This is a genomic window from Kitasatospora sp. NPDC032150, from assembly GCF_055579945.1.
Genome location: NZ_JBVIMH010000029.1, coordinates 62,284 through 85,521 on the forward strand (window position 1 = coordinate 62,284; position 23,238 = coordinate 85,521).

General features: G+C 70.2%; 21 protein-coding genes. 16 read left to right on the top strand and 5 right to left on the bottom strand.

Annotated features, from left to right (window positions below):
- Positions 1-103 precede the first annotated feature (103 nt).
- The 8 genes from lepB to ACZ5ON_RS27655 all read left to right on the top strand — a co-directional run bounded on the left by lepB (position 104) and on the right by ACZ5ON_RS27655 (position 8,110).
- A complete protein-coding gene (lepB, locus tag ACZ5ON_RS27620) occupies positions 104-868 on the top strand; it encodes a signal peptidase I (protein WP_465598240.1) in 765 nt (254 codons plus the stop codon).
- Positions 869-1,055: 187 nt separating this feature from the next.
- Entirely contained in the window at positions 1,056-1,679 is a 624-nt protein-coding gene (locus tag ACZ5ON_RS27625; protein ID WP_465598314.1) for an NUDIX hydrolase, read from the top strand.
- Entirely contained in the window at positions 1,676-2,002 is a 327-nt protein-coding gene (locus ACZ5ON_RS27630; RefSeq protein WP_344639814.1) for a DUF2469 domain-containing protein, read from the top strand. Before ACZ5ON_RS27625 ends, ACZ5ON_RS27630 begins: the two co-directional genes overlap by 4 nt.
- 160 nt (positions 2,003-2,162) lie before the next feature.
- On the top strand, positions 2,163-2,630 hold the full coding sequence (locus ACZ5ON_RS27635) for a YraN family protein (protein ID WP_465598243.1): 468 nt from the start codon (positions 2,163-2,165) through the stop codon (positions 2,628-2,630).
- A 1-nt stretch (position 2,631) separates the two neighbouring features.
- On the top strand, positions 2,632-4,284 hold the full coding sequence (locus ACZ5ON_RS27640) for a YifB family Mg chelatase-like AAA ATPase (protein ID WP_465598246.1): 1,653 nt from the start codon (positions 2,632-2,634) through the stop codon (positions 4,282-4,284).
- A 76-nt stretch (positions 4,285-4,360) separates the two neighbouring features.
- Entirely contained in the window at positions 4,361-5,776 is a 1,416-nt protein-coding gene (gene dprA / locus ACZ5ON_RS27645; protein ID WP_465598249.1) for a DNA-processing protein DprA, read from the top strand.
- 705 nt (positions 5,777-6,481) lie between these two features.
- The gene (whiG, locus tag ACZ5ON_RS27650; RefSeq protein ID WP_465598252.1) at positions 6,482-7,279 is read left to right on the top strand and encodes an RNA polymerase sigma factor WhiG; all 798 of its coding nucleotides are present in this window, start codon (positions 6,482-6,484) and stop codon (positions 7,277-7,279) included.
- Positions 7,280-7,507: 228 nt separating this feature from the next.
- On the top strand, positions 7,508-8,110 hold the full coding sequence (locus ACZ5ON_RS27655; protein WP_465598255.1) for a TetR/AcrR family transcriptional regulator: 603 nt from the start codon (positions 7,508-7,510) through the stop codon (positions 8,108-8,110).
- Positions 8,111-8,271: 161 nt separating this feature from the next.
- Here the strand turns inward: ACZ5ON_RS27655 and ACZ5ON_RS27660 are convergent, their stop codons facing one another.
- Entirely contained in the window at positions 8,272-9,042 is a 771-nt protein-coding gene (locus tag ACZ5ON_RS27660) for a M23 family metallopeptidase (RefSeq protein WP_465598258.1), read from the bottom strand.
- A gap of 579 nt (positions 9,043-9,621) precedes the next feature.
- On the opposite strand from ACZ5ON_RS27660, the gene rpsB reads away from it, so the two are divergent.
- From rpsB to rlmN, 6 genes are all read left to right on the top strand, one after another.
- On the top strand, positions 9,622-10,470 hold the full coding sequence (gene rpsB / locus ACZ5ON_RS27665; RefSeq protein WP_427394450.1) for a 30S ribosomal protein S2: 849 nt from the start codon (positions 9,622-9,624) through the stop codon (positions 10,468-10,470).
- Between the two features lie 132 nt (positions 10,471-10,602).
- Complete coding sequence (gene tsf / locus ACZ5ON_RS27670) at positions 10,603-11,439, top strand: translation elongation factor Ts (protein WP_465598261.1); 837 nt, start codon at positions 10,603-10,605, stop codon at positions 11,437-11,439.
- A gap of 281 nt (positions 11,440-11,720) precedes the next feature.
- Complete coding sequence (gene pyrH / locus ACZ5ON_RS27675) at positions 11,721-12,476, top strand: UMP kinase (RefSeq protein ID WP_344639806.1); 756 nt, start codon at positions 11,721-11,723, stop codon at positions 12,474-12,476.
- A 96-nt stretch (positions 12,477-12,572) separates the two neighbouring features.
- Positions 12,573-13,130 (top strand): ribosome recycling factor, encoded by a 558-nt coding sequence (frr, locus tag ACZ5ON_RS27680; RefSeq protein ID WP_436561932.1) that lies wholly within the window; start codon positions 12,573-12,575, stop codon positions 13,128-13,130.
- 192 nt (positions 13,131-13,322) lie between these two features.
- On the top strand, positions 13,323-14,189 hold the full coding sequence (locus ACZ5ON_RS27685; RefSeq protein WP_465598266.1) for a phosphatidate cytidylyltransferase: 867 nt from the start codon (positions 13,323-13,325) through the stop codon (positions 14,187-14,189).
- 573 nt (positions 14,190-14,762) lie between these two features.
- Positions 14,763-15,863: a dual-specificity RNA methyltransferase RlmN gene (gene rlmN, locus ACZ5ON_RS27690; protein ID WP_465598269.1), complete on the top strand. Its 1,101-nt coding sequence runs from the start codon at positions 14,763-14,765 to the stop codon at positions 15,861-15,863.
- Positions 15,864-16,006: 143 nt separating this feature from the next.
- Here the strand turns inward: rlmN and ACZ5ON_RS27695 are convergent, their stop codons facing one another.
- From ACZ5ON_RS27695 to ACZ5ON_RS27710, 4 genes are all read right to left on the bottom strand, one after another.
- The gene (locus ACZ5ON_RS27695; RefSeq protein WP_465598272.1) at positions 16,007-17,155 is read right to left on the bottom strand and encodes a hypothetical protein; all 1,149 of its coding nucleotides are present in this window, start codon (positions 17,153-17,155) and stop codon (positions 16,007-16,009) included.
- Between the two features lie 13 nt (positions 17,156-17,168).
- Positions 17,169-17,897 (bottom strand): ABC transporter ATP-binding protein, encoded by a 729-nt coding sequence (locus ACZ5ON_RS27700; RefSeq protein WP_465598275.1) that lies wholly within the window; start codon positions 17,895-17,897, stop codon positions 17,169-17,171.
- A 206-nt stretch (positions 17,898-18,103) separates the two neighbouring features.
- Entirely contained in the window at positions 18,104-19,498 is a 1,395-nt protein-coding gene (locus ACZ5ON_RS27705; RefSeq protein WP_465598278.1) for an aspartate aminotransferase family protein, read from the bottom strand.
- Positions 19,495-19,968 carry an Lrp/AsnC family transcriptional regulator gene (locus tag ACZ5ON_RS27710; RefSeq protein WP_045301249.1) on the bottom strand — a complete coding sequence of 158 codons (474 nt, stop codon included), beginning with the start codon at positions 19,966-19,968 and terminating at the stop codon, positions 19,495-19,497. The genes ACZ5ON_RS27705 and ACZ5ON_RS27710 overlap by 4 nt, the downstream gene beginning before the upstream one ends.
- 263 nt (positions 19,969-20,231) lie before the next feature.
- On the opposite strand from ACZ5ON_RS27710, the gene ACZ5ON_RS27715 reads away from it, so the two are divergent.
- Together ACZ5ON_RS27715 and ACZ5ON_RS27720 are read left to right on the top strand one after the other, a co-directional pair.
- Positions 20,232-21,677 carry a gamma-aminobutyraldehyde dehydrogenase gene (locus ACZ5ON_RS27715; RefSeq protein WP_465598281.1) on the top strand — a complete coding sequence of 482 codons (1,446 nt, stop codon included), beginning with the start codon at positions 20,232-20,234 and terminating at the stop codon, positions 21,675-21,677.
- Between the two features lie 131 nt (positions 21,678-21,808).
- The gene (locus tag ACZ5ON_RS27720) at positions 21,809-23,167 is read left to right on the top strand and encodes an aminotransferase class III-fold pyridoxal phosphate-dependent enzyme (RefSeq protein WP_465598284.1); all 1,359 of its coding nucleotides are present in this window, start codon (positions 21,809-21,811) and stop codon (positions 23,165-23,167) included.
- Positions 23,168-23,238: the final 71 nt, after the last annotated feature.

A 23,238-nucleotide genomic window follows, 5' to 3' on the forward strand; every position in this document is an offset into this window, starting at 1 on the left:
ATCGGCGAGTAATCTGCTCGCACGTGCCACGGCCTGGCGGCTTTTCCGCGCCCGCCGCGGCGCATCGTGTCGGGCGCGATTCGACCTGGAAGGGGCGGTGGCGATGAGCGGTGTCGTGGAGCACACGACTCCGGCGTCGGCAGCGGCCGGCAGACCGGGCGCGGTGAAACGGCGGAGCCTGGTCTCGGTACTGCACGGCCTGGTGATCGGCCTCGGCTTCGCCGCGATGATCGGCGGATTCGTGGTGATCGCGCTCAACTACCGTCCGTACCGGGTTCCGACCGATTCGATGTCCCCTACGGTGCTCTCGGGGGACACCGTGCTGGCCCGCACGGTGAACGGCGGAGCCGTCGGCCGGGGGGACATCGTGATCTTCCGGGACCCGCAGTGGGGCGATCAGACGATGGTCAAGCGAGTGGTGGCGGTCGGCGGGGACACCGTGGCGTGCTGCGACTCCAAGCTGCGCCTGCTGGTGAATGGCAAGTCGATCGACGAACCGTACGTGGAGACGTCGGCGATGCCCGGAGCCGATTTCAAGACGGCCGTCCCGGCCGGGCGGCTGTTCCTGCTCGGGGACTTCAGGGCGAACTCGCTGGACTCGCGAGCGCATCTCGATGTCGCGAGCGGGACCGTCCCCGTAACCGACGTGACCGCTCGGGTCGAGGCGACGGTCTGGCCCTATGCCCGCTTCGCCGTGGCCAAGCGTACGGTTGCGTTCGACGGACTCGGCGCGCCGCTGGCCGCCAGGCCGGGGCTGGCCGGCCCGGCGATGTACGCGATGGCCAGTGGCGCGGGGGTGGTCGTGCTTGCCTCGGCCGCCGGTGGGATCGTGTCGCTCGCCCGCAGGCTCGGGCGCCGCAGCGGTTGATGAGCGTTTCGGCGGACCGGTCCCGGTCGGGTGGCCGGGAAGTTCGGTGCGATTCGCCGGGAACTCCCCAGGGCAACGCGCGATCGGCTGGCTGAGGCGCCTCCTGGTGCTTCCGAGGTGAGCGGGGTGCCTTCCGGTGCTCCCCTGGCGAGCGGGACGGCTTCCGCACGGTGTGGAGGTGACGGGGATGGTCGAGCGGCGGCGCGCGGCGCGGGTCCTGCTCCTGGACGGAGAGGGCCGGATCCTGCTCCTCCGCGGCACGGACCCGGCTGTCCCGGGCGTCAGCTGGTGGATCACACCCGGCGGCGGACTGGAGCCGGGCGAGGAACCGCGCGATGCGGCACTGCGGGAGCTCGCGGAGGAGACCGGGCTGACGGATGTCGAGCTGGGGCCGGTGGTGGCGTACGACACGGTTGTCTACTCCTTCCAAGGGCGGCATTACGAGCAGGACCAGTGCTTCCACCTGGCCCGCCTCCGGGACGGTGGCCGCGGGAGCGGGGAGGGTTGTGGACTGGTGGACGGACAGGGCGGCGGGCCGGGAAGCGAGACAGGAGCCGGAGCCGGAGGCCGGAGTACCGACCGGTGGCCCGTTGCGTGCAATGCTGAGGAACACGCACAGCTGATGACCGCACGCTGGTGGACGGTGCCGGAGTTGCGGGCGACCGAGGAGACGGTCTACCCGGCGGCGCTGGCGGACTTGGTCGACCGCCTGCTGAAGGACGGCCCGCCAGTCCTGCCGGTAAGGCCCTCCCGGCGGGTGCGGTGGTCCACAATGGGGTGGACCAGACGAGTTGAGGGGACGCCTGAATGAGTGCCGAGGATCTCGAAAAGTACGAGACCGAGATGGAGCTCAAGCTCTACCGGGAGTACCGGGACGTCGTCGGCCTGTTCAGGTACGTGATCGAGACCGAACGACGTTTCTATCTGACGAACGACTACGAGCTGCAGGTGCACTCGGTCCAGGGCGAAGTGTTCTTCGAGGTGTCGATGGCGGATGCCTGGGTCTGGGACATGTACCGACCGGCCCGGTTTGTCCGCAAGGTGAGAGTGCTGACCTTCAAGGACGTGAATATCGAGGAGCTGGCGAAGAGCGACCTGGAGCTGCCCTCCGACGATGCGGCGTTCGGCAGCTGACATTGGTCCGGGCTCCGGCCCGATGTCGAGTGTTCTGCCCGATATTCACTCTTGTGGGCTACTTGGGTTATCCACAGCCCAGGGTTATCCACAGGAATTGAGAGCTCTCTGGCCTGAATGTAGCCGGAACGGCAACCTCCCTGGCACGGAGGTGATAGCCGTGCAGAGTTCCAACAACGGCCTTGGCCGTTACGGCGAAGAAGTGGCCGCCCGGTGGCTCACCGCAGGCGGCCTGAGAATCCTGGAGCGCAACTGGCGTTGCGCGGAGGGCGAGCTGGACATCGTCGCCCTGGATGGCGACACGCTCGCCGTCTGCGAGGTCAAGACTCGTTCCGAGCGCGGGTTCCAGGAGCCGAGTGAAGGCATCGACCGGACCAAGGCGGAGCGTCTGCGGCACCTGGCCGAGCGTTGGCTCGGCGAACGCTGGCCGGCCCACTTCGACGGCCTCGCCCGCATCGCGACGGCAGCCGGGGAGGATCCGGCGGACGAGCCCGGGGCCGAGCCGCAGGCGGCCCTGCTGGCCAGCCCGGCGCCTCTGCCACCCGGTGGGGTCCGGATCGACCTGATCGCGGTGATCAACCGGCTGAAGGGCGCCGCCCAGGTCGAGCACTACCGCGGGGCGGTGTGAGATGGCCTTCGCCCGGACGTGTTCGGTGGCGTTGGTCGGGGTGGACGGCGTGGTGGTCGAGGTGCAGGCCGACCTCGAACCCGGCGTCGCGGCCTTCACACTGGTCGGTCTGCCCGACAAAGCCCTCACCGAGGCTCGGGATCGTGTTCGCGCGGCGGTGGTCAACAGCGGGGAGAGCTGGCCGCAACGGAAGTTGACGGTAGGACTCAGCCCCGCCTCCGTACCGAAGAGCGGCAGCGGCTTCGACCTCGCCGTCGCCTGCGCGGTCCTGGCAGCGGCCGAGCGGTTGGAGCCGGCCTCCATCGCCGATCTGCTGATCATCGGCGAGCTGGGCCTGGACGGGCGGGTCCGTCCGGTGCGGGGAGTGCTTCCGTCCGTCCTCGCTGCAGCGGACGCGGGGTACAAGCAGGTCGTCGTCGCGGAGCCGACCGCCCCCGAGGCCGCCCTTGTCCCAGGGGTCTCCGTCCTCGGCGTCCGCAGCCTGCGCCAACTGATCGCCGTACTCACCCAGGCACCGGTACCGGACGAGGAGCCGGACCAGCTGTCCGGGCGGCGCGATCCGTCACTAGCGGGCCTGATGGTTCCCGGGGCCGGGGTCCACGGCCACCTGCGAGAGGGGGCCGCCAGGCTGGACCTCGCCGATGTCACGGGGCAGTACGAGGCCCGTCGTGCTCTGGAGATCGCTGCTGCAGGAGGGCACCACCTCTACCTCAAGGGTCCGCCGGGCGCGGGGAAGACGATGCTCGCCGAGCGACTTCCCTCGCTGCTGCCGCCGCTCAGCCAGGCCGAGGCACTGGAGGTGACGGCCATCCACTCGGTCGCCGGGTTGCTGCCGCCCGACCGGCCGCTGATCGACACCCCGCCCTACTACGCGCCGCACCACTCCACCACCATGCCGGCCATCGTCGGAGGAGGCAGTGGTCTGCCCCGGCCCGGCGCGGTCTCACTGGCGCACCGGGGCGTCCTCTTTCTGGACGAAGCCCCGGAGTTCCCCGTCAGAGTGCTCGACGCTCTGCGACAGCCGCTCGAATCCGGCGAGGTGACCATTGCACGAGCCGCCGGATCATTGCGGCTGCCGGCCAGATTCCAGCTCTGCCTGGCAGCGAATCCCTGCCCGTGCGGCCGCTTCTCCCAACGGGGCGAGGGCTGCGAATGCACCCCGGCGATGGTCCATCGCTACCAGGCCAGGCTCTCCGGGCCGCTGCTGGACCGGGTGGACCTCCAGGTCCAGGTCGCCCCGGTGACGAGGGTGGAGCTGCTGGACGGTGGCAGAGCGGCCGAGAGCACCGCCACGGTGGCAGCCCGGGTACTGGACGCGCGCGCCCGTGCGGCCACCCGGCTCAGCGACACCCCGTGGCGTACCAATGCCGAGGTGCCGGGGCACTTCCTACGCACGCGGTGGAAGTTGGCGCCCGGTGCCCTCATCGATGCCGAGCGGGAGCTGGAGCGCGGCATCCTGACGGCCCGAGGGCTCGACCGGGTCCTCCGGGTCGCCTGGACGGTCGCCGATCTGGTCGGCCGCGACCACCCCACCAGGATTGACGTCCATACCGCCCTGGTTCTTCGAACCGGCGTCGGACGCGGTCGTCCGGCCACGGGTCCCAAGCCGCTCGCCTACCAGGATCCCGACCTGTACCTGGGCGGCGAGAACTGACCAGCAGTCGGGGCTGATGAGCAAAGCCACCGAGCTGCCACACCCATGATCGATCTGCCGTCCCATGGAGGTGCAGATGAACCGCACCAGTGCTCCCGGCGACTCGAAGCCCGGTCGCTCGAAGCCCGCCCGCTCCACGCCCGCCCGTAGGGCACTTTCCGACAGACCGCCCGGAGCGCCGGAAACGGCTCCTGCGCCCCGATCCCCGTCAGCACGCACGACACCGACCCGCCCCCTGTCGGTCCAGCCGCCGCTGATCCCCTCGGCGGGGCCCGGCCACCCCGATCAGGCCAGGGCGGCCGCCCGGTCGGCGGGCGATCCCGTCCTCGGACCGAATCCGCCGAGTCGCGAGGGACGGGAACCGGAGCGGCTCGCCCGAGCGGCCCTGGCACGCCTCACCGAGCCTGGCGACGCGGTGATCGGGCGATGGCTCACCAAGGTCAGCGCGCCCACCCTCATCGAGGCCATCCGCGCGCGTACGGTGCCCGGATACCTCGATCTGGACGCCACGAGACTCGACGGCTACCGGGCCAGACTCCCGGGCCTCGACCCCGAGGCGGATCTGGAGCGGGTGCGCAGCCTTGGTGGGCGGTTCATCATTCCGGGCGACATCGAGTGGCCCTCGCAGCTCGATGACCTGGGGGACAACAGACCTGTCGGGCTCTGGACCAGAGGTACCGGCTCGCTCCGCCTGCTCGCACTGCGCTCGGTCGCCGTGGTGGGCGCCCGGGCCTGCACCACCTATGGAGCGCACGTCGCCGGAGAGCTGGCGGCCCAACTGGCCGAACGCGGCTGGGTGGTCGTCTCGGGTGCGGCGTACGGAATCGATGCCGCGGCTCACCGGGGCGCGCTCGCGGTCGGCGGCATCACCATCGGGGTCCTTGCCTGCGGGGTGGACGAGGTCTATCCGCCGGGCAATTCCGAACTCATCTCACGGATCGCCGAACAGGGCCTGCTGCTGAGCGAATTGGCGCCTGGCGAACACCCCAACAGATTCCGGTTCGTGCTCCGGAACCGGGTGATAGCGGCACTGACCCGAGGGACGGTGGTGGTCGAAGCAGCCCTCCGCAGCGGTGCCTTGAGCACGGCCCGCCGCGCCCGGGACCTCAACCGTCACACCATGGGCGTGGCCGGCCCGGTGACCTCGGAGCTCTCTGCCGGAGTACACGCCTTGATCCGCAGCGGCGGCGCCACACTGGTCACAGACGCCGCCGAGGTCGGTGAGTTGATCGGAGCCATCGGGGACGACCTGGCACCGAAGCGTTCCGGGCCCGTCCTGCCCAGGGACCACCTGGAGCCCGCTGTGGCAAGAGTGTTGGAGGCGGTGCCAGCCACCGCCGACGGTGCGCCCGTCGAGTGTCTGGCACGCGCGGCGGGGCTGCCGCAGGACGAAGCGCTGCAGCGGCTCTACGAGTTGGGCTCGCTCGGTTTCGTGGAGCGGTTCGGGGCGCATTGGAGGCTCGTCAGGAGAGCCCGACCTGAGACGCACTGAGACACCGGACGTCCTGGGGTGCGCCGCTACGGGGCCCGGCGGGCGGTGCGCCACCACGGCGCCCAGCAGGCAGCGTGCCGCTGGGCGAGGCCCCGATGGTCCGCAAGACGTCACACCGGACCGTGCGCCGACGGGACAGTCAGGCGGAGCGCAGGTCCATGCCCTGCCGGATCACCTGCCGGCTGCCCGGTTCGACCGTGCCGGATCGCCCTGGAGGTGGTGAACCCGTCGCGGCGGTGGCGAGTGCGGAACGACGCGCCGGGCTCGCCACCGGTTCGAGGGACGACCGAGTGGCGGTAGCACACTGCAGCGAGTTGGTCACGCTACGCTCGCAGTGCCTCCTATCAGCACATGACTCGGCAGAACGGCGCAGACCAACGCATGCCCACACACATTCCCGGACATCGGGTAGTCGGTGGCCTCCGGTCCTCGGGAGGGCCAGGGGCCGAGGCGCGACCCACCGCTGATCACCAGCCGAAGGCGCCAGGGGTGATGGGGCTGACCCGGCAGGCCGGGCGGCCACCGTCCTCGGGTGGCAAGGAGGAGACCTCGCCCCCGGTCGGTGCCCGGCCGCCGGCCGCCCGGCGCGGTCCTGGCAGTGCGGTACCCCCAGGTGCCGCGCCCGCCTCCACGCCGGTGTCCGCCGTGCCGCCCGCCGCTGTGCCGCCGGCCGTTGTGTCCGCGACGCGGTCGGCTGCCACACCCGTGCCGGCCTCCGCGGCCGACGCCCGCGCCACCGCCGAACGAACAGCCCTGGAGTCGCTCTGGCGCTCGTACAAGGAGACAGGGGACGCCAGGCTGCGCGAGCAGCTGATCCTGCACTACTCGCCGCTGGTGAAGTACGTGGCGGGCCGAGTCAGTGTCGGTCTCCCCACCAACGTGGAGCAGGCCGACTTCGTCTCCTCGGGGATCTTCGGCCTGATCGACGCGATCGAGAAGTTCGACGTCGACCGGGCCATCAAGTTCGAGACCTACGCCATCAGCCGGATCCGCGGCGCGATCATCGACGAGCTCCGGGCGCTCGATTGGATCCCGCGCTCGGTCCGGCAGAAGGCCAAGGCGGTGGAGCGGACGTACGCGACCCTGGAGGCCCGGCTGCGCCGCACCCCGCACGAGCCGGAGGTGGCCGCGGAGATGGGCATCGCGATCGAGGACCTGCACGCCATCTTCAGCCAGCTCTCGCTCGCGAACGTCGTCGCCCTGGACGAGCTGCTGCACCCGGTGGGGGAGAGCGGTGACCGGCTGAGCCTCATGGACACCCTTGAGGACACCGGCGCGGACGACCCCGTCGAGATCGCCGAGGACCGCGAGTTGCGCCGCCTGCTGGCCACAGCGGTCAACACCCTCCCCGAACGGGAGAAGACGGTGGTGACGCTCTACTACTACGAGGGCCTCACCCTCGCCGAGATCGGCCAGGTGCTGGGTGTCACGGAGAGCAGGGTCAGCCAGATCCACACCAAGTCCGTACTGCAGCTCCGGGCCAAGCTGACGGACATCCGCTGACGGATTTCGGCCGACGCCTCCCATCGGCCGGCATCGGCTTGCGGACCTCTGTCGGCTGGACATCGACTGACGGACTTTCCGTCGGCGGGTGTTCGCTGACCGTCGAGATCGGCGGGCTGTCGGGCCCGCCTTGCCCAGGACGTCCGGCGGCCGCGGACGTGTGGTGCTGTACCGGGCGGTCATCGGTCTCCGTACAGTAGGAGCGTGCCGAAAATCCGAGCAGCCACAGTGGCCGAGCATCGTCAGCTGCAGCGCGCAGCCCTTCTCGACGCTGCCCGGTCTCTGCTCACCGACGGTGGGATGGACGCCCTCACCTTCCCGGCCCTCGCGTCGAAGACCGGTCTGGCCAGGTCCTCGGTGTACGAGTATTTCGGATCGCGCGCCGCGGTGGTCGAGGAGCTCTGCGCCGTGGACTTTCCGCTCTGGGCGGCCGAGATCGAGGCGGGCATGGCCGCCTGCGACGGTCCGGAAGCCCGGGTCGAGGCCTATGTCCGCGGGCAGCTGGCGCTGGCCGGTGACCCGAGGCACCGCGCGGTCACGGCCATTTCGATGCTCGAACTGGACGCGGCGGCCCGAGGGCGCATCCGTGCCTCACACGCCGAGCTGGTCTCGTTGGTCGTTCAGGCCCTCCGGGAGCTCGGACACGAGCAGCCCAGGTTGGCGGCGGCGCTGCTGCAGGGCGTGGTCGAGGCAGCGGTCCGGCAGGCCGAACGTGCCCCGGTCGAGGACGCGGTGGCCATCGCGGACGCCGCCGTCACCTTTGCGCTGCACGGACTCGTCACCGAGATGGCGACGGCGAAGACGGCCGAGTCCCCGTCCCGGACCGCCTGAGTCACGCCTGGCCAGCCGGGGCTCTCCAGTCGTGCCCGCCACGCCGGGCGGCTGGCCCGGTCGAGGTTCTCGCGAGCGGTGCCCGCCCGCCAGGCCCGTGGCTTGGACCGTAACCGTCCGGCCGAGCTGACGTCACGCGGCTGATGTCATTCGGGCCGACGTCATGTGCCGTCCAGCGGCAGGAGCCGCGCCTGGCCGCCTCCGAGCAACGCCAGAGGGTCGAGATAGCGCTTCCCGCGGAGCAGCCCCCAGTGCAGACAGCCGGTTGCGCAGTGTCCGGTCCCCGCGGAGACCGTCCCGATGGCCTCTCCTGCCGCCACCGAGGTACCGATCGGAACGCTTCCGGTGACCGGCAGGTAGGTGGTTCGCAGCGGGGGCGTGCCGGAGGAGGGGTGGGTCACCGTCACCACCGGGCGGCCGGCGACCATGCCCGCGAACGACACCAACCCGGGTGCGGCGGCTCGTACCGTCGCGCCTTCCGGCGCCGTGAGGTCCACCCCGCGGTGACCGGCCGCCCACCGCTCCGGTGGCGCGTCGAAACGTCGCAGCAGGCCGGATCGTCCGCCGACCGGCCACGCACGACCGGTACCGGGGCCAGGGCCAGGACCGAGTGCGGAAAGCGCGGACCAAGAGCCGGCCCCGAGTGCGGACGTGGCACCTGACGCCGCCACCGCATGGGCGGAGGGCGGCGGACAGGCCAGCATCAGGGCGGCCAGCAACAGCGTGAGCAGCATCGCCTCCAGGCGCCGGTCCGGTGCGGGCGGTGGCATGGCCGCGTCGGCGCCCCACTTGGTGCTGCCTCGGCAGCCGAATCGCGGCAGGCCCGGAGGCTTCGAACGGAAGCCCGGAAGCCTGCCGGCAGAACGCGAGCGCGCGTGGTGCGCCCGCACCACAGCAGCGCGCACCACAGGAGAGAGAAGGAGGTTCGCCATGGACAGGAGGTTGCTGCCGGCCCGCCGACCTGGCCACCCCCGCCCCGATTCCTGTGGACAACCCCCGCCTGTGGAAACTCGGCCACCCGGACGGGTGAAAGGACAGGGGCACCCGCACCAAGCCCGTACCGAGCAGCCGACGGTCCGCAGGGCGGCGGGACGGCGCTCGGCGCTCGATGGTCGGCCTCGAGACCACCCACGAGCCCTCCGGCAACCGCGGCAAATCGGCCGGAGTCGCCCGCTGCGCGGCGCTTCCCGTACACTTCACACGCGACCCGGTCCACCCGGGTCGACTTCGCACGCCCCGCCACCGGTCGAATTGCGTCGGAAGGTGAAGGTCCGCAAGGGCCGGAACCGCCCCGACACATCCGGTGCGAGTGCCGCTCGGTCCACCGAGCCTGCCACGGCCTTCAGGCCGTCACGGCCGGGTGGCTCGGCACGTTCGGGGCGTCAGGCGTGGCGGTCACCCCGACCGCCACGGACAAACCGAGCCAGACCTGGCCGCTTCCCGACGACGGTGCCCGACAACGGCAGCGACGAGGGGCGACGAGCCAGGCGCAACAACTGAGGAGCACGGCCATGGCCGTCGTCACGATGCGGGAGCTGCTGGAGAGCGGCGTCCACTTCGGTCACCAGACCCGTCGTTGGAACCCGAAGATGAAGCGCTTCATCTTCACGGAGCGCAACGGCATCTACATCATCGACCTCCTGCAGTCGCTGAACTACATCGACCGCGCCTTCGAGTTCGTCAAGGAGACCGTTGCCCACGGCGGCAGCGTCCTCTTCGTCGGCACCAAGAAGCAGGCCCAGGAGGCCATCGCCGAGCAGGCCACCCGCGTTGGCATGCCCTACGTGAACCAGCGCTGGCTCGGCGGCATGCTGACCAACTTCTCGACCGTCTACAAGCGTCTGCAGCGCCTCAAGGAGCTCAGCGAGATCGACTTCACGGATGTGGCCGGTTCCGGCCTCACCAAGAAGGAGCTCCTGGTCCTCCAGCGCGAGTACGACAAGCTGGAGAAGACCCTCGGTGGTATCCGCGACATGCAGCGCGTTCCCAGCGCTGTCTGGATCGTGGACACCAAGAAGGAGCACATCGCGGTCGGCGAGGCCCGGAAGCTGAACATCCCGGTCGTCGCCATCCTCGACACCAACTGCGACCCGGACGAGGTCGACTACAAGATCCCGGGCAACGACGACGCCATCCGCTCCGTCACCCTGCTGACCCGCGTGATCGCCGACGCCGTGGCCGAGGGCCTGAAGGCTCGCGCCGGTGTCGCCAAGGGCGACGCCAAGGCCGAGCCGGGCGCCGACCAGCCGCTGGCCGCCTGGGAGAAGGACCTGATCGAGGGCCAGAAGGCCGCCGAGGAGGCCCCCGCCGCCGAGGCGCCGGCCGCCGAGGCGCCGGCCGCCGAGGCCGAGCAGGCCTGACGTACCAAGGGCGAGGGGCACCCGCCGGTACGACACCGGTAGGTGCCCCTCTCTCCACGTGCCGGGGACTGAACCACCAGCCCCCGGCACCACCCCACGCAGACACGCGAGACGCGAGAAGAGATTCACACCATGGCGAACTACACCGCCGCGGACGTCAAGAAGCTCCGTGAGCTCACCGGCGCCGGCATGATGGACTGCAAGAAGGCTCTGGACGAGGCCGAGGGCAACGTCGAGAAGGCCGTCGAGATCCTGCGCATCAAGGGCCAGAAGGGTGTCGCCAAGCGCGAGGGCCGTGACGCCTCCAACGGCGCCCTGGCTCTGGTGCTGGAGGGTGGCAACACCGGCGTTCTGGTCGAGCTGAACTGCGAGACCGACTTCGTCGCCAAGGGTGAGAAGTTCGTCGAGGTCGCCGACAAGCTGGCCAAGCACGTCTCCGCCACCGCTCCGGCTGACGTCGAGGCCGCGCTGGCCAGCGAGATCGAGGCCGGCAAGACCGTCCAGCAGTTCGTGGACGAGGCCAACGCCAACCTGGGCGAGAAGATCGTCTTCAAGCGCTTCGCGCAGTTCGCCGGTGAGGGCTTCGTCGCCGCCTACATGCACCGCACCTCCCCGGACCTGCCGCCGCAGGTCGGCGTCCTGGTCGAGCTCGACAAGGAGAACGCCGAGGTCGCCAAGGACGTCGCGCAGCACATCGCCGCCTTCGCGCCGACCTACCTTTCCCGCGAGGACATCCCGGCGGAGATCCTGGACAACGAGCGCCGCGTCGCCGAGGCCACCGCTCGCGAGGAGGGCAAGCCCGAGGCCGCCCTGCCGAAGATCGTCGAGGGTCGCGTCACCGGCTTCGTCAAGGAGAACGCCGTTCTGGAGCAGGCGTTCGCCAAGGACAACAAGAAGACCGTCGCCAAGGTCCTCGACGAGGCTGGCGTCAAGCTCGTGCGCTTCGCCCGCTTCCGCGTCGGCGCCTGAGCCACGTTCCCTAGCGCTTCCCGCCTAAGGTAGGAAACGCCCGGTCACCCGGACGGGTGGCCAGGAACGCGCCGATCGGGCTCATCCAGCGCCGCCGAAGACGAAGGGCGGGCCGCGTCGGCACCATGAACGACGAGGAGGCCATTGCCGTGCAGGACACCGTACCGGTTCCCGCGGCAGTGGCCTCCTTGCGTGTACGCGCAGGTCTGGGCCTCACACGGCACACTCGGCCCTGTGAGACATCCAGCCCTGTGAACCAGTAGGTGGAGAAGGAGAAGTCCATGCAGGAGACGCAGGAGACCGCGCTGGGCGGTTCGCGCCGCCGCGTTCTGCTCAAGCTGTCGGGTGAGGCGTTTTCCGGCGGTGGCGGCCTCGGCGTCGACCCGGACGTCGTGCACGCGATCGCCCGGGAGATCGCCACGGTGGTCCGCGCCGGTACCGAGGTCGCGGTCGTGATCGGTGGCGGCAACTTCTTCCGCGGCGCCGAGCTGCAGGTCCGCGGCATGGACCGGGCCCGCTCCGACTACATGGGCATGCTCGGCACCGTGATGAACTGTCTGGCGCTTCAGGACTTCCTGATCAAGGAAGGCATCGAGACCCGGGTCCAGACCGCCATCACCATGGGCCAGGTCGCGGAACCGTACCTGCCGCTGCGCGCCGTCCGGCACCTGGAAAAGGGCCGTGTGGTCATCTTCGGTGCCGGTATGGGCATGCCGTACTTCTCCACCGACACCACGGCCGTCCAGCGTGCGCTGGAGATCCACGCCGAGGTGCTGCTGATGGGCAAGAACGGCGTGGACGGCGTCTACGACTCGGACCCGCGGACCAACCCGGAGGCGGTGAAGTTCGACTCGCTCGACTACACCGAGGTGATCGCCCGAGACCTGAAGGTCGCGGACCTGACCGCGATCACCCTGTGTAAGGACAACGGGCTGCCGATCCTGGTGTTCGAGCTGCTGGCCGAGGGCAATATCGCCCGGGCGGTGAAGGGTGAGAAGATCGGCACACTCATCAGCGAGGACTCCGGCCAGGCCTGAGCCGCCGCCACTCGCGCCGTAGTCGGCCGTGCAGCAAACAGCCGTCCGGGGCACCGGTACGGGACAACAGCAGATGAACCGGACAGGGAGCACACAGTGATCGAAGAGACCCTCCTCGAGGCCGAGGAGAAGATGGAGAAGGCCGTTTCGGTCGCGAAGGACGACTTCGCCGCGATTCGCACCGGCCGCGCGCACCCGGCGATGTTCGCCAAGATCGTCGCGGACTACTACGGCGCCATTACGCCGATCAACCAGCTCGCTTCGTTCGCCGTGCCGGAGCCGCGGATGGCGGTCGTCACCCCGTTCGACAAGTCCGCCCTGCGCAACATCGAGCAGGCGATCCGCGACTCGGACCTGGGCGTCAACCCGTCCAACGACGGTTCGATCATCCGGGTGGTGTTCCCGCAGCTGACCGAGGAGCGCCGCAAGGAGTACATCAAGGTCGCCCGCGGCAAGGGTGAGGACGCCAAGGTCTCCATCCGTTCGATCCGTCGCAAGGCCAAGGACGGCATCGACAAGCTGGTCAAGGACGGCGAGATCGGCGAGGACGAGGGCCGTCGCGCCGAGAAGGAGCTCGACGACACCACGGCCAAGTACGTGGCCCAGATCGACGAGCTGCTCAAGCACAAGGAAGCCGAGCTGCTTGAGGTCTGATCCGGCCGCCGCCCCGACGGCTCCGGCTCGCGGGGCGGCGCTCGGCAGACTTCCGGGCGCTCCTGTCACGGGTGACCCCGTACTCCGTACCGGTTGACCTGAAGGCCCGTTCGGCGTGCCATCCGCCGAACGGGCCGTTTGCAAGCAGACCCCGGTGCCACCGGGGCGCCACCAGCGGCACAGACTCTGATCATGCCCTCTGTCCAGGAGACATCCTTGGCCCAGTCCGACCAGCAGCCCCGTAAACAGCGCGGCGGCCGCAACCTCCAGGCCGCGATAGGGGTCGGTGTCGGCCTCGGCGCGGTCATCGTCGCTTCGCTGTTCTTCGTGAAGGTGCTGTTCCTGGTCGTCGTGGTGGCGGCTGCGGCGGTCGGCGTCTGGGAGCTCAGCAGCCGGCTGACCGAGCGCAAGGGCATCGCCACACCGCTGTACCCGCTGCTGGCGGGGGCGGTCGCGATGCCGGTGCTGGGCTACTGGGCCGGTGCCCAGTGGGCGGCTGCCGCGCTGGCCCTCACCGGACTCGCGATCATGATCCGGCGGATGAACCAGCCGCCGGAGAACTACCTGCGTGACATAACGGCGGGCATCTTCACCGCCTTCTACGTCCCGTTCCTGGCCACCTTCGTGGCCCTGATGCTCGCCGCCGCCGACGGCCCGCAGCGGATCGTGCTCTTCCTGGTCGTCACCATCTGCAGCGACACCGGCGCCTACGCCGTCGGCTACAAGTTCGGCAGGAACAAGCTGGCGCCGACCATCAGCCCGGGAAAGACCCGCGAGGGGCTGGCCGGCGGCGTCGGCCTCTCGATGATCGCCGGCGCGCTGATCATGCAGTACGTGATCGACGGCGGCCAATGGTGGCAGGGTCTGGTCCTCGGCGGCTGCGCGGCGGTCACCGCGACCCTCGGCGATCTGGCCGAGTCCATGATCAAGCGGGACCTCGGCATCAAGGACATGGGCACCCTGCTCCCCGGACACGGCGGAATCATGGACCGGCTCGACTCGCTGCTGCCGACCGCTCCGGTGGTGTGGCTGCTGCTGGCGGCCTTCGTCGGCAGCTGACCTCGGCCGGATCGGTCACAAGGCCCGGATGCTTCGCGCGTCCGGGCCTTCCGCGTTCGAAACCACCGCTTCCCCGGAGCACTTCGCCGATCTGCGACACCGGATGAACCGTGCCTAGGCCCGGAGAACAGCGTCCGGCGCGGCGACGAAAAGCCCTCCACCAGCGGTTTTTCGACCGGGAGAGGGCTTTCGTGTGGGTGCTGGGCCCCCACGGGTTCCGATTCAAGAGCCTGTCGTCCACGGCGGCAGACAGCACTGCCCGTACGTCGGAGTAGATGTTCCGCGTACCCACCCGAGATCGGACTGGCCGGCGGCGTCGGCCACGCCCCGCACGACCGCCGCCGCGGCGTCCCGCCCCGGTCGCCTGGCCGCCGCCGATGGGGACACCTTTCCGCCGGGCGTTTGCGAGCGGATGGCATACTCAGCTGGATCCAGTGCACTCTCACGTCACCCGTGAGCCTCGCCTACGGAGATGTGCTGATCGCCAACGATGACAAGTGACGGCCAGCACTGAGCACGTCTCCCCTGACAGGGAAGGGCTCAGCGCTCGGCATCTGCGACACTGGATGAACCATGCCTAAGCCCGGAGAACTGACGTTTGTCGCGCCGCGCGGCGCCAAGCCCCCGCGACACCTTGCCGACCTCAGCCCCGCCGAGCGCAAGGAGGCCGTCGCCGAGCTGGGCGAGCAGCCGTTCCGCGCCAAGCAGCTGTCGAACCACTACTTCGGCCGGCTGTCCGACGATCCGGGTGCCTGGACGGACATCCCCGCAGCCTCGCGCGGCAAGCTCATCGAGGCTCTGCTGCCCGAGCTGATGACGGTGGTCCGGCACGTCTCCTGCGACGACGACGCCACCCGCAAGACGCTCTGGAAGCTTTTCGACGGCACCCTGGTCGAGTCGGTGCTGATGCGCTACCCGGACCGGGTCACCATGTGCATCAGCTCGCAGGCCGGCTGCGGCATGAACTGCCCGTTCTGCGCCACCGGCCAGGCCGGTCTGACCCGCAACCTCTCCACCGCCGAGATCGTCGAGCAGATCGCGGCTGGCATGCGCGCACTCAAGGCCGGGGAGATCCCCGGCGGCGAGGCACGGCTGTCCAACGTGGTCTTCATGGGCATGGGCGAGCCGCTCGCCAACTACAACCGGGTGCTGGCGGCGATCCGCCGTCTGACCGACCCGGCCCCGGACGGCTTCGGGCTCTCCCAGCGGGGTATCACGGTCTCCACCGTCGGCCTCGTGCCGGCGATGAACCGACTCGCGGACGAGGGGCTCAGCTGCCGGCTCGCGCTCTCGCTGCACGCGCCCGACGACGAGCTGCGCGACGAGTTGGTCCCCGTGAACACCCGCTGGAAGGTCGCCGAGGTCCTCGACGCGGCGTGGAACTACGCGGAGAAGTCCGGGCGCCGGATCTCCATCGAGTACGCGCTGATCAAGGACATCAACGACCAGGCCTGGCGCGCCGACCTGCTGGGTCGCCTGATCAAGAACCACCGGGTGCACGTCAACCTGATCCCGCTGAACCCGACGCCGGGTTCCAAGTGGACGGCCTCCCGCCCCGAGGACGAGCGTGAGTTCGTCCGGCGCCTCCAGGCGCACGGCGTGCCGACCACCGTCCGCGACACCCGCGGCCAGGAGATCGACGGGGCCTGCGGCCAGTTGGCCGCCGCCGGCTGACGCGTCATCCAGGGACGCACGGGGAAGCCGCGAGCGCTCCGTACCGCCCGTCCGGCGCCTTCGCGCTCCCGGACGGTACGGGGCGGGTTCACGCGGACGAGGGCTTACGGCCGGCCGCGCTTCCCCGTGCCGTGAAGGCGCGTTCAGCGCAGCGCGGCTGCCGCCAGTGCGGCGGTCAGGCCGCCGGTGACCAGCAGAATGGTCCCGGCGGCCGCCGTGCGCAGTACGGCAGCCCCGAGCAGCAGCCGGGGCGCGGCCCCGAGCTGAACCAGTGCCGCGGTCACGCCCCGCCGGGAGTCGCGGATCTGGGCCGCCCGGATGAGCACCGCCACGACCGCGCAGCCGACGATCAGCGTCGCCTCGAGTGCGGGGACCGTCTCGACGGTGCCCGGCCGGTGCGCCCAGGAGCGGATGGCCGTCAGCCCGGTCGCCAGGCTCAGCGCGAGCACTGCCAGCGGTGCGCCGAGCCGATGCGCCTCGGCGGTCAGCCCGCGTCCGGCGAGCAGCCGGAGGGGGGTGGGCCGGCCGAGCACCAGCAGCCGCCCGCCCCAGGCCAGCAGCGGAGCGGTGAGCAGGGCCAGGCCGAGGGCGGCGAAGGCCCAGCCGATCAGGGCGGCGGAGTTCGTGGCGCCGAGCCCGGCGGGCAGCCCGAGCGGCCAGCCGTCCTGGGCTGCGCCGGGACGCAGCCCGTACAGCTCGAGCGAGAGGCCGATCAGGACGAGTCCGATGGGCAGGGCGAGGCGCGGGCCAGCGAAACCGGTGTGGTGGGGGCCCTCGCTGCGTCCCGGCAGGGCTTCGGTGAGCGGGACCGCCACGGCGGCCGAGACACCGGCGACCAGCGGGACCAGGAACAGCAGGGTGACCGGCGCGGCGGCCGGAAGCGGGCTGCCGAGGCCGACGTCGGGGGCCAGCGAGGGGCCCGCGATGTCATTGCGCAGGACCAGGAAGGCCAGCAGGGCAAGTCCGCTGCCGACGGCACTTACGAGGGCCGTCTCCCCGGCGATCAGGGCGCGGATGGTGGTGGGGCCGGCACCGGCGGCGATCAGGCCGGTGATCCGTTCGGCACGCACGACGGGCAGCGCGCGGGCGGCGACGGCGGCGAACCAGCCGACGGCGGCGAGCGGGGGGAGGCACCAGAGCAGCCGTTCGACCGAGGCGCCAGCGGGTTCGGCGAGTGCGCGGCCGAGGGCGCGCAGCAGGAAGACGGCCACTGCCGCGGCGGTGGCCGCGGTGAGCAGGCAGCGGCCGAGGTCGGCCGGCCGGTAGCCCCGGGCCAGGCGGAGGTAGAGCAAGGAGAGGTCCCTTTCAGCGCCCGGCGGAGACCGGGGAGGCGCCGCGCGGCACGGATGCGACGGGGGCGGCCAGCTTGCCGTCGACCAGCGCGAGGGTACGGTCCGCGACGCGGGCCAGCTCCGGCTCGTGGGTGGCGAGCACCAGGGTGAGCTGGTGCGAACGGGCCGCGGTGACCAGTATCCGCAGGAGCTGGTCCTTGGCTTCGCGGTGCAGCGGCGCGGTGGGGTCGTCGGCGAAGACCACCGGGGGCAGCGGGGCCAGGGCACGGGCGACGGCGATCCGCTGCCGCTGGCTCTGGATCAGTTCACCGGGCCGGAGGGCGGCGCAGTCGGCGACGTCGAGGCGCTCCAGCCACTCGGCGGCGGAGTTGCGGGCGGCCTTGTGCCCGGCGCCGGCGAGCAGCAGCGGCAGTGCGACGTTCTCCCGGGCGGTCAGTTCCGGTACCAGGTGCGGCTCGGAGCCGACGAAGCCGAAGCGGTCGCGGCGGAGCCGTTCCCGGCCGGTGCGGGTGAGCGTGTGCACGGGCGAGCTGTTGAACCAGATCTCACCGTCGTCCACCGGGAGCAGCGCGGAGAGGCAGCCGAGCAGGGTGCTCTTGCCGGAGCCGCGCGGTCCGGTGATGGCGAGTACTTCGCCGGTTCGGACGCCGATGGTGACGCCCCGTAGGGCGGGGGTGCCGTGGTGGGACTTGACGATCCCTCGGGCCCAGAGCACGTCGTTGTCGGGCGGGGCCGCTGACATGGAAGTCCATCCTGGTGCCGATGGGGATATGACAGTCGTCAGATTAGAACGACAAGGTCGCGTTGCGGTTGCGGCACACTGGCTCATTCACGGGCAAAGCCGCCCGAACCCGGCAGGCTTGTTTTCCGCGGAACCGCCGAAGGCGCCGAAGGGCGGCCCCACCCGGCAGTGGGGCCGCCCTTCGGCGGAGGGTTGCGGCAGGAAGATCAGATCTTCGCCCAGGCGTCGGTCAGCGTGGTCCGCAGGATCTGCTCGATCTCGTCGAAGGTCGACTGGTCGGAGATCAGCGGCGGGGCCAGCTGGATGACCGGGTCGCCGCGGTCATCGGCGCGGCAGTACAGGCCGTTGTTGAAGAGTTCCTTCGACAGGAAGCCGTAGAGCACGCGCTCGATCTCTTCGTCGTTGAAGGACTCCTTGGTGGTCTTGTCCTTCACGAGCTCGATGCCGTAGAAGTACCCATTGCCGCGGACGTCGCCGACGATCGGCAGGTCGCGGAGCTTGTTCAGCGTGCCCAGGAACTTGGACTCGTTGTCGAGCACGTGCTGGTTCAGGCCCTCGCGCTCGAAGATGTCGAGGTTCGCCAGCGCGACGGCGGCCGACACCGGGTGGCCACCGAAGGTGTAGCCGTGCAGGAAGGTGTTCTCGCCCTTGTAGAACGGTTCGGCGATGCGGTCCGAGATGATCGTGGCGCCGATCGGGGAGTAGCCCGAGGTCATGCCCTTGGCGCAGGTGATCATGTCGGGCTGGTAGCCGAACTTGTCGGCGCCGAACATGGTGCCCAGGCGGCCGAAGGCGCAGATGACCTCGTCCGAGACCAGCAGCACGTCGTGGCGGTCGCAGATCTCGCGCAGGCGCTGGAAGTACCCGGGCGGCGGCGGGAAGCAGCCGCCGGCGTTCTGCACCGGCTCGACGAAGACGGCGGCGACGGTGTCCGGTCCCTCGAACAGGATGGCCTGCTCGACCTGGTCGGCGCACCAGCGGCCGTAGGCCTCCGGGTCGACCGACCCGTCCGTGCCCTGCAGGTAGGCGGGGGCGCGGTAGATGTTGGTGTTGGGAGCCTTGTGGGTGCCCGGCACCAGCGGCTCGAACGGGGCCTTCAGGCCCGGCAGGCCGGTGATGGACAGAGCACCCTGCGGGGTGCCGTGGTAGGCGACGGCGCGCGAGATGACCTTGTACTTGGTCGGCTTGCCGGTCAGCTTGAAGTACTGCTTGGCGAGCTTCCAGGCGGTCTCGACGGCCTCGCCGCCACCGGTGGAGAAGAAGACCTTGTTCAGGTCGCCGGGCGCGTAGTTCGCCAGGCGCTCGGCCAGCTCGACGGCCTTCGGGTGGGCGTAGCTCCACACCGGGAAGAAGGCCAGTTCCTTGGCCTGCTTCGCGGCGGCCTCGGCCAGCTCCTCGCGGCCGTGACCGGCCTGGACGACGAACAGGCCGGCGAGCCCGTCCAGGTACTTCTTGCCCTTGTCGTCCCAGACGTAGGTGCCCTCACCGCGAACGATGGTGGGAACGGGCGAGTTCTCGTACGACGACATGCGGGTGAAGTGCATCCACAGGTGGTCGTAGGCGGTCTTGGAAAGGTCCTTCTGCGCCGGGTCGGCTGTCATCGGGTGCCCCAGGTGTAGGTCTGTTTCCGGAGCTTCAGATAAACGAAGCTCTCGGTGCTCCGCACGCCGGGAAGCGCGCGGATGCGCTTGTTGATCATTTCGAGCAGATGTTCGTCGTCCTCGCACACCAGCTCGGCCAGTAGGTCGAACGAGCCCGCGGTGCAGACCACGTAGTCGACCTCGTCGAGGGCGGCCAGCGCGTCGGCCACGGGCTCCACGTCACCCTCGACCGTGATCCCGACCATCGCCTGACGGGTGAATCCGACGGTGAGGGGGTCGGTCACGGCGACGATCTGCATCACGCCCTGGTCGAGCAGCTTCTGGACCCGCTGCCGCACGGCCGCCTCGGACAGGCCGACGGCCTTGCCGATGGCGGCGTACGGGCGGCGCCCGTCCTCCTGGAGCTGCTCGATGATCGCCTTGGAGGCGGCGTCGAGGGGAACGCTGGCGTTCCGGTCGCGGTTGGCCACGTCGCCACTGTGCCTGATCCACTTCGGTCATGCAAGCCTGTGCGCTGCTGATTTCGTTGCCGTTTCGAAAAACGAGTGCGGATTGCGTCGTGTACCAGCTCGGGGCCTGTCGATAAGCGCAGTACACGGGTAGTGTGGCCGGGTGCTCGCGTGGGCGTGCACACCCACAAGTGGAACGCGGCTCGCAGGCCCCGGCCACTCGGCGTCAGAGGTACCCTGGCGCCGGATTCTGCAACGCCGCAGGCCCAGACCGAGGAGAAACCGTGAGCGACCTTCGTACGCTGCGCAACTACATCAACGGCGAGTTCGTCGATGCGGCTGACGGCCGCACGCTGGACGTGATCGACCCGAGCACCGGCGAGGTCTACGCGACGTCTCCGCTGTCCGGTGCGGCGGACGTGGACGCGGCGATGGACTCGGCGGCCGCGGCCTTCCCGATCTGGCGCGACGCCACTCCTAGCACGCGGCAGAAGCTGCTGCTGAAGATCGCCGACGCGGTCGAGGCGCGCGCCGAGGAGATCGTGGACACCGAGTGCCGCAACACCGGCAAGCCGCGTGCGCTGACCCTCTCCGAGGAGATCGGCCCGATGGTGGACCAGATCCGCTTCTTCGCCGGTGCCGCCCGCCTCCTCGAGGGCAAGGCCGCCGGTGAGTACATGGACGGGATGACCTCGATCATCCGCCGCGAGCCGGTCGGTGTCTGCGCCCAGGTCGCGCCGTGGAACTACCCGATGATGATGGCCGTCTGGAAGTTCGCCCCGGCCATCGCCGCGGGCAACACCGTGGTCCTCAAGCCCTCGGACACCACCCCCGCCTCCACCGTGCTGCTGGCCGAGATCATCGGCGGCGTCCTCAAGGAACTGGAGCTCCCGGCCGGCATCTTCAACGTGATCTGCGGCGACCGGGAGACCGGCCGCATGATGGTCGAGCACCGGACCCCGGCGATGGCCTCCATCACCGGTTCGGTCCGCGCCGGCATCCAGGTGGCCGAGTCGGCCTCCAAGGACGTCAAGCGCGTCCACCTGGAGCTGGGCGGCAAGGCTCCGGTCGTGGTCTTCGAGGACGCCGACATCGCCGAGGCCGTCGAGGGCATCTCGGTGGCCGGCTTCTTCAACGCCGGCCAGGACTGCACCGCGGCCACCCGCGTGCTGGTGCACGAGTCGATCCACGACGCCTTCGTCGAGGCGCTCGCCAAGGCGGCCGCCGACACCAAGACCGGCGGCGTCGACGACGAGGACGTGCTGTACGGCCCGCTGAACAACGCCAACCAGCTGAAGCAGGTCTCCGGCTTCATCGAGCGGCTGCCCGCCCACGCCAAGGTCGAGGCCGGTGGCCACCGGGTCGGCGAAAAGGGCTACTTCTACGCCCCGACCGTGGTCTCCGGCCTGAAGCAGGACGACGAGATCATCCAGAACGAGGTCTTCGGCCCCGTCATCACCGTGCAGAAGTTCTCCGACGAGGACCAGGCCGTCGACTACGCCAACGGTGTGGAGTACGCGCTGGCCTCCTCGGTCTGGACCAGGGACCATGCGCGCGCGATGCGGATGTCCCGCCGGCTGGACTTCGGCTGCGTCTGGATCAACACCCACATCCCGCTGGTCGCCGAGATGCCGCACGGCGGCTTCAAGAAGTCCGGTTACGGCAAGGACCTGTCCTCCTACGGCTTCGAGGACTACACCCGGGTCAAGCACGTCATGACCGCCATCTGAGCAACCGTCCCGAAGGCCCGGACCGCGCTGCGCGGTCCGGGCCTTCGACCTGTCAGGCTGTCGGTGGAGCGCGGGACCGCCTGACAGGATGCACCTGCTGGCCGGGGGAGTGATTCCCTACGCTTACGCCCATGAGCATCCCCACCGCTGACCCTGCCGCCGGGCAGGCCGTCAAGGCCGCCGACCGCGCGCACGTCTTCCACTCGTGGTCCGCCCAGGCACTGATCGACCCCCTCGCGGTGGCCGGTGCCGAGGGCTCGTACTTCTGGGACTACGACGGCAACCGCTACCTCGACTTCTCCTCGCAGCTGGTGAACACCAACATCGGGCACCAGCACCCGAAGGTGGTCGCCGCGATCCAGGAGCAGGCGGCGAAGCTCTGCACCATCGCGCCCGGCTTCGCGGTGGAGTCGCGCAGCGAGGCGGCGCGGCTGATCGCCGAGCGCACCCCGGGCGACCTCGACAAGATCTTCTTCACCAACGGCGGCGCCGAGGCCGTGGAGAACGCCATCCGGATGGCCCGGCTGCACACCGGCCGGCACAAGGTGCTCTCCGCCTACCGCTCGTACCACGGCGCCACCGCCAACGCGATCACGCTGACCGGTGACCCGCGCCGCTGGGCCAACGAGACCGGCGTCTCGGGGATCGTGCACTTCTGGGGCCCGTACCCGTACCGCTCCAACTTCCACTCCGAGAACGAGGCGCAGGAGTGCGAGCGCGCGCTGGCCCATCTGGAGCAGACGATCGCCTTCGAGGGCCCGGGCACGGTGGCCGCGGTGATCCTGGAGACCGTGGTCGGCACGGCGGGCATCCTCGTTCCGCCGGTCGGCTATCTGGCGGGGGTGCGGGAGATCTGCGACCGGTACGGGATCGTCTTCATCCTGGACGAGGTGATGGCGGGCTTCGGCCGTACCGGTGAGTGGTTCGCCGCCGACCACTGGGGTGTGGTGCCCGATCTGATGACCTTCGCCAAGGGTGTGAACTCCGGGTACGTCCCGCTGGGCGGGGTGGCGATCTCCGCCGAGATCGCGGCCACCTTCGCCGAGCGGCCCTTCCCGGGCGGGCTCACCTACTCGGGCCACCCGCTGGCCTGCGCCTCCGCCGTCGCGACCATCGAGGTGATGGCCGAGGAGGGCATTGTCGAGAACGCCAGGCACATCGGGGAGAATGTGCTCGGCCCCGGCCTGCGCGAGCTGGCCGAGCGCCACCCGTCTGTCGGCGAGGTGCGCGGCCTCGGTGTCTTCTGGGCGCTCGATCTGGTGAGGAACCGCGAGACCCGCGAACCGCTGGTGCCGTACAACGCCGCCGGTGCCGACAACGCGCCGATGGCCGAGCTTGCCGCCGCCTGCAAGAAGCGGGGCCTGTGGCCCTTCGTCAACATGAACCGCTTCCACGTGGTTCCGCCCTGCACCATCACCGAGGAGGAGGCCAGGTCCGGTCTGGCGATCCTTGACGAGGCGCTCACGCTGACCGACGCGCACACCGTCTGACGGCTCCGCACCGACGCGGCCCCGGGCACCCCCATGGCCCGGGGCCGTCCCCTGCCCACGCCCCTCCTCCC

What these genes read in the sequence shown, in the direction of transcription:
- ACZ5ON_RS27640 (WP_465598246.1), top strand. Translation starts at nt 2,632, where the DNA reads ATGGCCTTCGCCCGGACGTGTTCGGTGGCGTTGGTCGGGGTGGACGGC.
- lepB (WP_465598240.1), top strand. Translation starts at nt 104, where the DNA reads ATGAGCGGTGTCGTGGAGCACACGACTCCGGCGTCGGCAGCGGCCGGC.
- dprA (WP_465598249.1), top strand. Translation starts at nt 4,361, where the DNA reads ATGAACCGCACCAGTGCTCCCGGCGACTCGAAGCCCGGTCGCTCGAAG.
- ACZ5ON_RS27720 (WP_465598284.1), top strand. Translation starts at nt 21,809, where the DNA reads ATGAGCATCCCCACCGCTGACCCTGCCGCCGGGCAGGCCGTCAAGGCC.
- ACZ5ON_RS27705 (WP_465598278.1), bottom strand. Translation starts at nt 19,498, where the DNA reads ATGACAGCCGACCCGGCGCAGAAGGACCTTTCCAAGACCGCCTACGAC.
- rlmN (WP_465598269.1), top strand. Translation starts at nt 14,763, where the DNA reads ATGCCTAAGCCCGGAGAACTGACGTTTGTCGCGCCGCGCGGCGCCAAG.
- ACZ5ON_RS27625 (WP_465598314.1), top strand. Translation starts at nt 1,056, where the DNA reads ATGGTCGAGCGGCGGCGCGCGGCGCGGGTCCTGCTCCTGGACGGAGAG.
- rpsB (WP_427394450.1), top strand. Translation starts at nt 9,622, where the DNA reads ATGGCCGTCGTCACGATGCGGGAGCTGCTGGAGAGCGGCGTCCACTTC.
- ACZ5ON_RS27700 (WP_465598275.1), bottom strand. Translation starts at nt 17,897, where the DNA reads ATGTCAGCGGCCCCGCCCGACAACGACGTGCTCTGGGCCCGAGGGATC.
- pyrH (WP_344639806.1), top strand. Translation starts at nt 11,721, where the DNA reads ATGCAGGAGACGCAGGAGACCGCGCTGGGCGGTTCGCGCCGCCGCGTT.
- ACZ5ON_RS27630 (WP_344639814.1), top strand. Translation starts at nt 1,676, where the DNA reads ATGAGTGCCGAGGATCTCGAAAAGTACGAGACCGAGATGGAGCTCAAG.
- ACZ5ON_RS27660 (WP_465598258.1), bottom strand. Translation starts at nt 9,042, where the DNA reads ATGGCGAACCTCCTTCTCTCTCCTGTGGTGCGCGCTGCTGTGGTGCGG.
- ACZ5ON_RS27685 (WP_465598266.1), top strand. Translation starts at nt 13,323, where the DNA reads ATGCCCTCTGTCCAGGAGACATCCTTGGCCCAGTCCGACCAGCAGCCC.
- tsf (WP_465598261.1), top strand. Translation starts at nt 10,603, where the DNA reads ATGGCGAACTACACCGCCGCGGACGTCAAGAAGCTCCGTGAGCTCACC.